Origin of the sequence: Streptomyces sp. UNOC14_S4 (assembly GCF_020740835.1) — a bacterium.
Taxonomy (GTDB): domain Bacteria; phylum Actinomycetota; class Actinomycetes; order Streptomycetales; family Streptomycetaceae; genus Streptomyces.
This window is the reverse complement of the sequence record NZ_JAINFC010000244.1, coordinates 1-10,954: the sequence shown is the minus strand read 5'-3', so window position 1 is coordinate 10,954 and position 10,954 is coordinate 1. Positions and strand designations below refer to the sequence as shown.

Annotated in this window: 8 protein-coding genes; 4 read left to right on the top strand and 4 right to left on the bottom strand. The window is 73.6% G+C overall.

What is annotated here, in order from left to right; all coding sequences use genetic code 11:
- The 4 genes from K6I34_RS21475 to msrB all read left to right on the top strand — a co-directional run.
- The coding region (locus K6I34_RS21475) for a sensor histidine kinase (RefSeq protein WP_238489493.1) at nt 1-417 on the top strand (417 nt) is incomplete at its 5' end.
- A complete protein-coding gene (locus K6I34_RS21470; protein ID WP_229327955.1) occupies nt 414-1,067 on the top strand; it encodes a response regulator transcription factor in 654 nt (217 codons plus the stop codon). The genes K6I34_RS21475 and K6I34_RS21470, both read left to right, overlap by 4 nt.
- A 114-nt stretch (nt 1,068-1,181) precedes the next feature.
- The gene (murC, locus tag K6I34_RS21465) at nt 1,182-2,576 is read left to right on the top strand and encodes a UDP-N-acetylmuramate--L-alanine ligase (protein WP_229327954.1); all 1,395 of its coding nucleotides are present in this window, start codon (nt 1,182-1,184) and stop codon (nt 2,574-2,576) included.
- Nucleotides 2,577-2,598: 22 nt separating this feature from the next.
- Complete coding sequence (msrB, locus tag K6I34_RS21460; protein WP_229327953.1) at nt 2,599-3,006, top strand: peptide-methionine (R)-S-oxide reductase MsrB; 408 nt, start codon at nt 2,599-2,601, stop codon at nt 3,004-3,006.
- Between the two features lie 31 nt (nt 3,007-3,037).
- On the opposite strand, the gene treZ is transcribed toward msrB, so the two are convergent.
- The 4 genes from treZ to glgX all read right to left on the bottom strand — a co-directional run bounded on the left by treZ (nt 3,038) and on the right by glgX (nt 10,637).
- Nucleotides 3,038-4,807, bottom strand: a complete 1,770-nt coding sequence (treZ, locus tag K6I34_RS21455) for a malto-oligosyltrehalose trehalohydrolase (protein WP_229327952.1) — start codon at nt 4,805-4,807, stop codon at nt 3,038-3,040.
- Nucleotides 4,808-4,868: 61 nt separating this feature from the next.
- The gene (locus K6I34_RS21450; protein ID WP_229327951.1) at nt 4,869-5,780 is read right to left on the bottom strand and encodes a GNAT family N-acetyltransferase; all 912 of its coding nucleotides are present in this window, start codon (nt 5,778-5,780) and stop codon (nt 4,869-4,871) included.
- A 254-nt stretch (nt 5,781-6,034) separates the two neighbouring features.
- Nucleotides 6,035-8,413 carry a malto-oligosyltrehalose synthase gene (treY, locus tag K6I34_RS21445; protein WP_229327950.1) on the bottom strand — a complete coding sequence of 793 codons (2,379 nt, stop codon included), beginning with the start codon at nt 8,411-8,413 and terminating at the stop codon, nt 6,035-6,037.
- Between the two features lie 97 nt (nt 8,414-8,510).
- Nucleotides 8,511-10,637 (bottom strand): glycogen debranching protein GlgX, encoded by a 2,127-nt coding sequence (gene glgX, locus K6I34_RS21440; RefSeq protein WP_229327949.1) that lies wholly within the window; start codon nt 10,635-10,637, stop codon nt 8,511-8,513.
- Nucleotides 10,638-10,954: the final 317 nt, after the last annotated feature.

Sequence of the window (10,954 nt, the reverse complement as noted above, 5' to 3'; positions counted from 1 at the left end):
CAGGTGCCCACCGCCGCCTTCCACCTCGACGGCGAGCCCCGCGCGCTGCCGGTCGAGAGCGAGGTGGCCCTGCTGCGCCTCACCCAGGAGGCACTCGCCAACGTGGCCCGGCACGCGCGCGCCGACCGCGCCGCCGTGACCCTCGCTTACCTCGACGGTCAGGTGACCCTCGACATCTACGACGACGGCGTCGGCTTCGCCCCCGGCGCCGGGCCCGCCGACGGGCGCAGGACCTTCGGCCTGCACGGCATGCGCGAGCGCATCGCCGAGCTCGGCGGCACCTTCACCGTGGAGTCCGCGCCGGGCGAGGGCACGGCCGTCGCCGTGACGCTGCCCGTGCCTGGGCCCGCGCCTGCGCCCGAGCCCGCACCCGCGCCCGCGCATCACGGCATCCCGGAGAAGGAGGCCGCCGCGTGATCCGCGTCCTCCTGGTCGACGACCACCCTGTGGTCCGGCGCGGGCTGCGCGCCATGGTCGACGAACTGCCCGACGTGACGGCCGTCGGCGAGGCCGCCGACGGCGCGGAGGCCCTGCGCCTCCTCGACGGTCTCCGCGACGGCCTTCCCGACGGCGGGGTCCGGCCCGACGTGGTGCTGATGGACCTCCAGATGGGCACCGGGATGCACGGCGTCGAGGCCACCCGCCGCATCACCGCCCTGCCGGACCCGCCCGCCGTGCTGATCCTCACCACCTACAGCACCGACGCCGACATCCTCGCCGCCGTCGAGGCCGGAGCGACCGGCTACCTCCTGAAGGACGCGCCCCCGGAGGAGGTGGCCGCGGCCGTCCACGCCGCCGCCCGGGGCGAGACCGTCCTCGCCCCGCCCGTCGCGGCCCGCCTCCTGGGCCGCGTCCGGGCCGGACGGCCCGCCCTGTCGCCCCGCGAGACCGAGATCCTGGGACTGCTCGCCGAGGGCCTCGCGAACAAGCAGATCTCCCGCCGCCTGTTCATCAGCGAGGCGACGGTGAAGACCCACCTCGTGCACATCTACGGAAAGCTCGGCGTGGACAGCCGCACCGCCGCCATCGCCGCGGGCCTCGCCGCCGGTCTGATCCGCCCGGTATGAGAGGAATAGGGCTGGTATGGGGCGGCCGAGGGTGGGGCTGTCGGCGGCGGGTGCAACAATCGGGCCTGTAGCTTGATCCGGACCCGACCCCCCCGACCCCAGGGAGCACCGCACATGGCACCGGCCGTCCCCACGACGATGGACCGACCGCACTTCATCGGCATCGGCGGCGCCGGCATGTCGGGCATCGCGAAGATCCTCGCGCAGCGCGGCGCGCACGTCGCGGGCAGCGACGCCAAGGAGTCCGCGACCGCCGAGGCCCTGCGCGCCCTGGGCGCGACCGTGCACATCGGGCACGCCGCCGACCACCTCGCGCAGGACGCCACCTGCGTCGTCGTCTCCAGCGCCATCCGCGCCGACAACCCCGAGCTGGCGGCCGCCGCCGAGCGCGGCATCCCCGTCGTCCACCGCTCGGACGCGCTCGCCGGGCTGATGGAGGGCCTGCGCCCGATCGCCGTCGCCGGTACGCACGGCAAGACGACCACGACCTCGATGCTCGCGGTCTCCCTCGACACCCTCGGCCTCGACCCGTCGTACGCCATCGGCGGCGACCTCGACGCCCCCGGCTCCAACGCGCGGCACGGCGCGGGCGAGATCTTCGTGGCGGAGGCCGACGAGAGCGACCGCAGCTTCCACAAGTACGCGCCCGAGGTCGCCATCATCCTGAACGTGGAGCTCGACCACCACGCGAACTACGCGTCGATGGAGGAGATCTACGAGTCGTTCGAGACTTTTGTCGGCCGCATCCGGCCGGGCGGCACGCTCGTCATCGCCGCCGACCAGGCGGGCGCCCGCGAGCTGACCGAGCGGGTGTCCGGCCGCCACGACATCGAGATCGTCACCTACGGCGAGTCGGAGGACGCGGACGTCCGGGTCCTCAAGGTCAACCCGCGCGGCCTGACCAGCGAGGTCACCGTCCTCATCAACGGCAGGATGCTCACCTTCACGGTGTCCGTCCCCGGCCGTCACTACGCGCACAACGCCGTCGCCGCCCTCGCCGCCGGTGTCGCCCTCGGTCTCCCGCTGCACAACCTGGCCTCCGCCCTCGGCTCGTACACCGGCGTCAAGCGCCGCCTCCAGCTCAAGGGCGAGGCCAAGGGCGTCCAGGTCATCGACTCCTACGCGCACCACCCCACCGAGATGACCGCCGACCTGGAGGCCATCCGCGGCGCCGCCGCCGACGCGCGCGTGCTCGTGGTCTTCCAGCCGCACCTCTTCAGCCGCACCCAGGAGCTCGGCACCGAGATGGGCGAGGCGCTCGCCCTCGCGGACTCCTCCGTCGTCCTGGACATCTACCCGGCCCGTGAGGATCCGGTCCCGGGCATCACCAGCGCCCTGATCATCGACTCCGCGCGCGAGCACGGCGCCGACGTCCGTCCCGAGCACGACATGGCCGCCGTGCCCGACGTGATCGCGGGAATGGTCCGGCCCGGTGATCTCGTTCTCACCATGGGCGCGGGCGACGTGACCGACCTCGGTCCGCGCATCCTCGCGCGCCTGGAGAGCTGACGAACTGCCCGGGAGGGGCGAGATGGCGTACGAGGTCGACAAGCCGGACGAGCAGTGGCGCGCGGAGCTGACCCCGGCGGAGTACCAGGTGCTCCGCCAGGCCGGCACGGAGCCCGCGTTCCGCGGGGAGTACACGGACACCACGGCCCCGGGCGTCTACGCCTGCCGGGCCTGCGGGGCGGAGCTCTTCCGCTCCACGGAGAAGTTCGCCAGCCACTGCGGCTGGCCGAGCTTCTTCGACCCGAAGGACTCGTCCGCGGTGGAACTGCTGGAGGACCGGTCGCACGGGATGATCCGGACCGAGGTGCGGTGCGCCCGGTGCGGTTCGCACCTGGGCCACGTCTTCGAGGGCGAGGGCTACCCCACGCCCACGGACCAGCGTTACTGCATCAACTCCATTTCGCTCCGGCTGCACCCCACGGAGAGCTGATCCAGAGAGCTGGCCCGGAGAGCTGACCGCGTCAGCCGCCGGAGGCCGAGTCCGCCGCGCCGCGCAGCACGACCGCTGATTCCGCCGGGACGGTGCACACACCGTCCCGGCCCGGCGGCTCGACGGGCCGCCATGCGGCAAGGACCTCGTACGGCCCGCCGCCCGCCTCCAGACCGAACGAAGCCGTCTCCCCGGACGCGTTGACCAGCACGCACAGGTCACCCCGCCGCAGCAGCACCCGCCGCCCCGCCGCCGTCACCCGTGTCGCCCACCCCGTGCCGGAAGGGCGCCCCGCGACGGTATCGCGCCGCAGGGCGATCAGCCGCCGGTGCCAGGCCAGCAGCTCCCGGTGCGGCTCCCGCTCCGGCTCGGACCAATCCAGGCACGAGCGCTCCCGGGTGGCCGGGTCCTGCGGGTCCGGGACCTCCTCCGCGGACCACCCGTGCGCGGCGAACTCGCGCCTCCGCCCCTCGCGTACGGCCCGTGCCAGATGCGGGTCCGTGTGGTCGGTGAAGAACTGCCAGGGCGTCCGGGCGCCCCACTCCTCGCCCATGAACAGCATCGGCGTGAACGGCGAGCACAGCACCAGCGCCCCGGCGCACGCCAGCAGCCCGGGGGAGAGGCGCGCGGAGAGCCGGTCGCCGAGCGCCCGGTTGCCGATCTGGTCGTGGGTCTGGGCGTAGCCGAGCAGCCGGTATGCGTGCACCGCGCCCGGGTCGAGCGGACGGCCGTGACGGCGCCCCCGGAACGAGGAGTACGTGCCGTCGTGGAAGAAGCCGCCGGTCAGCGTCTTGGCGAGGGCACGCGCGGGATCGGCGGCGAAGTCCGCGTAGAAGCCCTGGGACTCACCGGTCAGCAGGGTGTGCAGGGCATGGTGGAAGTCGTCGTTCCACTGCGCGTGGACACCGTGCCCGCCCGCCGCGCGCGGCGCGGTGGTCACCGGGTCGTTCAGATCCGACTCGGCGATCAGTAGCAGCGGCCGCCCCAGCCGCTCGGCCAGGCCGTCCACGGCGGCGGACAACTCGGCGAGGAAGTGCGGCGTCCTGCTGTCCGCCAGGGCGTGCACCGCGTCCAGCCGCAGTCCGTCGAGCCCGTAGTCCCGCAGCCAGGCCAGCGCACTGCCCGTCAGATACGCGCGGACCTCCGCCGACCCGGGCGCGTCCAGATTGACGGCGGCGCCCCACGGCGTGTGGTGGGTGTCGGTGAAGTACGGGCCGAACGCGGGCAGGTGGTTGCCGGACGGCCCCAGGTGGTTGTGGACCACGTCGAGCACGACGCCCAGCCCCAGCCCGTGCGCGGCGGCCACGAAGCGCCGCAGGCCCGCGGGACCGCCGTAGGGCTCGTGCACGGCCCACGGCGACACGCCCTCGTACCCCCAGCCGTGCGTGCCGGGGAACGGGCACACCGGCATCAGCTCGACGTGCGTGACGCCCAGGTCCACCAGGTGCGGCAGCCGGGCCGCCGCCGCGTCGAAGGTGCCGTCCCCGGTGAACGTGCCGACATGCAGCTCGTACAGCACCGCGTCGGACAGCGGCACACCCGGGCCTTTCCGCAGCGGCGGGAAGGCGGTGAAGTCGACGACGGCACCGAGGCCGTCCGGGCCGTCCGGCTGGCGCCGCGAGCGTGGGTCGGGCAGCACCGGCCCGCCGTCCAGGGCGAAGCCGTAGCGCGTGCCGTCCGCGCCGGGCGCGGCGCACCGCCACCAGCCGTCGCGGGCCGGGTCGCGTTCCATCGCGTACGCCTCACCCTCCGCGTACAGCGCGACCCGTTCGGCCCGCGGGGCCCACACCTCGAACAGCACGGACGGCTCCCCTCGACGGCGGTGCTGCCCATGGTGCCCGAATTCCCCGGGGCGGGGCCGCCTATGGGACGAGGTCGATCTGCTCCTGGCTCACCGGGTAGCCCGCCTTGGCGAAATTGGCCGCCATGGGGAAGTTGTCCTGGTCCGTCGCGCCGACGATCCGCGCGGCACCCTCCGCCACCAAGTCGTGGGTGCACTCGACCAGCAGGTCGTACGCGTAGCCGTGGCCGCGCTGCTCCGGCACGACGCCGATGTACCCGACGCACGGCCCGCTCGGGTTGTGCGCGGGGATCTGGATACCGGCGACCTCGCCCCCGGGCGTGTACGCGAGCTTCCACCAGGAGCGCGGTGACGGCAGCCACTCCAGGAAGCCCCACAGGTCGTCGAGCGCGGCCTGCGGTCCGCCCTCCTGAAGAGCGTTGCGGTCGTGCGCGTCGAGCGTGTCCTCGAAGACGCGGAGCAGTACGTCCCGCACCACCGTGTCGTCGGGCTCCGGCCGGAACTCCAGCCGTCCCGGGCGCTCCGGCAGCCCGTGGTCCGGCGTCCACACATAGCGGTAGCGCTCGACCAGCCGGCGCATACCCGCCGCCTCGGCGGCCGCGACGCGGGCCTCGGCAGCGGCCCGTGTCTCCGGGCGCTCGCGCCAGCCCGGCGGCACCATGATGCTGTACTCGGCGGACAGCGGCGCCGACCGCAGCAGCAGCGCGGCGGCCTCCTCCTCGCCGTCGGCGAAGTCGAACCAGTCGAGGCGCATGGGCTTCTCGTCGTCCTGAGCACCCCACCAGGCGGCGCGCGCGACGACCTTGCCGTCACGCAGGGCGACCCAAGTCCACTCCGGGCGGTAGTCCCCGCCTTCGTGGACGGGGACGTAGCGGTGGCCGAACGCGGCGCGGCCGACGAGGCCGGGGTCCTGCAGGGTGGTGAAGAGAGCGGTGTCGTGCTCGGTGAGCGCGCGGACGACCAGCTCGGTCATGAAGAGGGTTCCTTCCCATGGATGGCCCGGGCACCGTAGAAGGCGGGTGGCGGGGGCGTCCACCGGTTTTCGTCCGCGGCCGTTGCCTACGATCTCGGCTGGCGCCGACCGCCCGGCGGCTGCGGGTCGTGTGTGGCTGGTCGCGCAGTTCCCCGCGCCCCCAAACCGCCTTCGAGCTCGGCTCGCAATGCTGTTCGGCGAGTGCAGGCCGGTGGGGGTTGCTCGCGCAGTTCCCCGCGCCCCTGACGGGGCACTCAAGCCCGCACCAGCAGCGCCACCGGCCATGCCGTCAGCAGTTCCGCCAGCGGCACCCGCCCCGCGTACTCACGGTCCGTCAGCAGCTCGCGCCATGTGCTCTCCCCGGGCAGTTCCAGGAACGTGTCGCGCCAGCCACCGTCCCGCGCCAGCCGGGCCGGGAGCCGGGTGACCGCGGTGACCACCCGGCCGGAGCGGGTGAAGGCCACGCAGTGGTCCGCAGCGGGGCCGTCGGCGGGCAGCGGGTCGTAGGACGCGGCCGGGCCGAACCAGTCGGGATGCGTACGCCGCAGTCGTAGCGCCGTACGGGTCAGCCGCAGCTTTTCGGCGGACAGCCCGTCGGCCTCCTCGTCGTCGGGGAAGGACGGCGGGCGGCGGTTGTCCGGGTCCACCAGGGCCGTGTAGACGCGTTCGGTGCCCATGTAGAGGTCGGGGACGCCGGGCATCGTCAGGTGCAGCAGTGCCGCCCCCAGCGTGTGCGCCCGTACGGACGGGCCCACGGCGTCCTCCAGCGGTGCGAGCGCGGCACGGGCGGGCGGCCCGCCGGGTCCGGCCGTCACGTAGGAGCGGACGGCCTCCTCGTAGCCGCTGTCGGGCTCGGTCCAGGTCGTACGGAGTGCCGCCTCCCGCACGCTCTTGAGCACGGCGGGGACGAGCCGCCGCGCGTCGGGCGTGCCCAGCCCGAAGGCGCTCTGCCAGGCCGGCCACGCCACGTGCGGGTCGGGGGCCGGGACGCCGGCCGCCGCACCTGCCGCCACCCGGTCCATCAGATCGGCCCACAGGCCGGGGTGTTCGGTGAGCGCGGCGATCCGCGCCCGCACGTCCGCGCTGCGCTTCGTGTCGTGCGTGGACAGGACCGTCCCCGTGGCGGGCCAGTCGCGCTGCACGCGCGCGCAGTAGGCGTGGAACTCGTGCGGGCCGACGGCGGGCCGGTCGGGCGTCCCGCCGACCTCCGTGGCGGACAGCAGTGGCGCGTAGCGGTAGAAGGCCGTGTCCTCGACGGACTTGGCGCGCAGCGCGGTCGCCGTCTGCGCGAAGCGCGCGCAGAAGTCCCGGTGGTCCGGCCCGTCCCCCAGGCGCCCCAGGGCCGCGTCCCGGACGACCTCGACCACTTCCGCCTCCTCGGGCGTGGCGAAGGCCGTACGTGCCCCCTGGGCGGCCTCGTCGAGCAGTCCGGCGTCCACCGGTGCCACGGGGCGCCCCGGCACCGCGTACGGCCGGTAGACGGGCAGCTGGACGAGGATCTCGCGCAGGGCGGTGCGCAGGGCCCAGGGCGCGTGGTCGCGCAGCCGGTGTGTGCCCTCGCACACCCGGACGGCGGTGCGTACCAGCCGTTCGACCTCGGCGGCCAGTTCGTGGCTCACCACCCGGTGGGCGGCGCGGCGCACGGTGGCGGGCCAGTCACCGCCGCGGTCGGGCGGCAGGCCGGTGCGGGCGCGGTAGAGCGCGGCGAGCTCCGCCGCGCCCTCCGGGTCGGTGAAGAGGCCGTCGAGGTGGCGCAGGGCGTCGTAGCCGGTGGTCCCCGCGACCGGCCAGTCGGCGGGCAGCCGCTCGTCACCGCTGAGGATCTTCTCGACCACCGTCCACCGCCCGCGCGTGGCCCCGGCGAGCCGGCGCAGGTAGCCGACCGGGTCGGCGAGCCCGTCCGGATGGTCGACGCGCAGCCCGTCGACCACCCCGTCGCGCACCAGCTCCAGCACCTTGGCGTGGGTGGCGGCGAACACCTCGGGGTCCTCGACCCGGACGGCGATCAGCTCGGAGACGGTGAAGAACCGCCGGTAGTTCAGCTCCGTCCGGGCGAGCCGCCACCACGCGGGCCGGTACCACTGAGCGTCCAGCAGCTCGGGCAGCGGCAGCCGCTCGGAACCGGGCCGCAGCGGAAAGACATGGTCGTGGTAGCGCAGCACGCCGTCCGCCACGGTGAGGTGCTCCAGCTCGTCGCCGAGCCGTCCGGCGAGCACGGGCAGCAGCACCTTCCCGCCGTGCTCGGACCAGTCGATGTCGAACCACCGGGCGTACCGGGAGGCGGGCCCGTCCCGCAGGACCTCCCACAGCGGCCCGTTCAGCCGTACGGGCGCGGGCACGGCCATGTGGTTCGGGACGATGTCGAGGACCAGGCCGAGGCCGTGGGCGCGGGCGGTGCGGGACAGGGCGCGCAGCCCCTCCTCGCCGCCGAGCTCCGCCCGTACGGCCGTGTGGTCCACCACGTCGTAGCCGTGGGTGGAGCCGGGCACGGCCTCCAGCACGGGCGACAGATGCAGGTGCGACACCCCGAGACCGGCGAGGAGGGGCACCACCCGCTCGGCGGCCGCGAACGGGAAGCCGGGCTGGAGCTGGAGCCGGTAGGTGGCGGTCGGGGGCGTGCTCTCGAGCATCATGGGAACGTACGTACCCACAACCGGGGGCCTTGCCGCAGTGACTACGCCGCCGTGGCGACTACGTGCCCGCCGTGGCGACTGCGCGCCGCTGTAGCGACTACGCCGGGCGCTGGAGGACGACGAGGCTGCGGTCGGTCAGGACCACCCGCGCGCCCGCCCGGATCTTCGGCCCGTCCGCCGCCACGCCCTCCGGGCGCGCCGTGTCCACGATCAGCTGCCACTGTGTGCCGTGGTTCACCGGGACGGTGAAGCCGAGCGGCCGGTCGTGCGCGTTGAACATCAGCAGGAACGAGTCGTCGGTGACGGGCTCGCCGCGGGGGCCGGGCTCGGAGATCGCGCCGCCGTTGAGGAAGACCGTCAGCGACTTCGCGTGGGACGCCTGCCAGTCCTCGTCCCGCATCTCCTCGCCCTCGCGGGTGAACCACGCGATGTCCGACAGCTCGTCGTGCGTGCCCTGCACCGGCCGCCCGTGGAAGAAGCGGCGCCGCCGCAGCACGGGGTGGTCGCGGCGCAGCCACACCATGGCGCGGGTGAAGGCCAGCATCCGGCGCGCCCGCTCACCGGCCTCGCCGGAGGGGTGCGGCCAGTGCACCCAGGAGATCTCGTTGTCCTGGCAGTAGGCGTTGTTGTTGCCGTGCTGGGTGCGGCCGAACTCGTCCCCGTGGCTGAGCATCGGCACGCCCTGCGAGACGAGGAGCGTGGCGACGAAATTGCGCGTCTGCCGCTCGCGCAGGGCGAGGATTCCGGGGTCGTCCGTGGGGCCCTCGGCGCCGCAGTTCCACGACCGGTTGTGGTTCTCGCCGTCCCGGTTCTGCTCGCCGTTGGCCTCGTTGTGCTTGTCGTTGTACGCCACCAGGTCGTGCAGCGTGAAGCCGTCGTGACAGGTGACGAAATTGATCGAGGCCAGGGGCCGCCTGCCGTCGCCCTGGTAGAGGTCGGAGGAGCCGGTCAGCCGGGAGCCGAACTCCGCCAGGGTGGCGGGTTCGCCGCGCCACAGGTCCCGGGCAGTGTCCCGGAATTTCCCGTTCCACTCGGCCCACAGGGGCGGGAAGTTCCCCACCTGATAGCCGCCCTCCCCGAGGTCCCACGGCTCCGCGATGAGCTTCACCTGGCTGACCACCGGGTCCTGCTGCACCAGGTCGAAGAACGATGACAGCCGGTCCACCTCGTGGAACTGCCGGGCCAGCGTCGCCGCCAGGTCGAAGCGGAAACCGTCCACCCGCATCTCGGTCACCCAGTAGCGCAGCGAGTCCATGATGAGCTGGAGCACGTGCGGGCTGCGCATCAGGAGCGAGTTCCCGGTGCCCGTGGTGTCCATGTAGTAGCGCGGGTCGTCCGCCAGCCGGTAGTACGAGGCGTTGTCCAGGCCCCGGAAGGAGAGGGTGGGCCCCAGGTGGTTGCCCTCGGCCGTGTGGTTGTAGACGACGTCCAGGATCACCTCGATGCCCGCCGCGTGCAGGGCCCGCACGGCCGACTTGAACTCCAGGACCTGCTGGCCCCGGTCGCCCCAGGAGGCGTAGGCGTTGTGCGGGGCGAAGAAGCCGATGGTGTTGTACCCCCAGTAGTTGGCCAGTCCCGCGTCCGACAGCCGGTGGTCGTCCACGAACTGATGGACCGGCATCAGTTCGATGGCGGTCACCCCCAGCTCCGTCAGGTGCTCGATGACCGCCGGGTGCGCCAGCGCCGCGTACGTCCCGCGGATCTCCTCCGGCAGCGCCGGGTGGCGCATCGTCAGGCCCTTGACGTGCGCCTCGTAGATCACGGTGCGGTGGTAGTCGGTGCGCGGCGGCCGGTCGTCGCCCCAGTCGAAATAGGGATTGACCACGACCGAGGCCATCATGTGCGGGGCCGAGTCCATGTCGTTGCGCTTCTCCGGCCGCCCGAAGTGGTAGCCGTAGACCGCCTCGTTCCAGTCGACCGACCCGCTCACGGCCCGGGCGTAGGGGTCCAGCAGCAGCTTGGCGGAGTTGCAGCGCAGGCCCCTGCCGGGGTCGTACGGGCCGTGCGCCCGGAAGCCGTACCGTTGGCCCGGCATCACGCCCGGCAGGTAGGCGTGGCGCACGAAGGCGTCGCTCTCCCGGAGCTCCACGGCCGTCTCCGAGCCGTCGTCGTGCAGCAGGCACAGCTCGATCCGCTCGGCGGCCTCCGAGAAGACCGCGAAATTCGTGCCGGCGCCGTCGTACGTGGCGCCGAGGGGGTACGCCTGTCCCGGCCACACCTGCATGAGTCGACTCTTCCGCTTTTCCGACGGTTCCTGACGGTTCTTCGGGTCCACCGCGGGCGCCACGAGCTCCTGCCACGACTCGCCGTGGCTTCCGCGCGGAGCCCGACGGAACCCGTACGGAACCCGACGGAGCCCGGCGGTCCCGGCGGAGCCCGTACGGAAGCCGAACCGGCATCCTCGCTCAACCGCAGCCGCCGAGCCGCCCTTTCGTCAGATCTTCCCCAAAAGGAGCGCAAGCGCGACGCTCTTCGGCTCGTCCGACCGGGTGACCGGGCGGTGACCGGGCGGCGCGGGGCGGGCGCGGGCCCGCGCCAGAG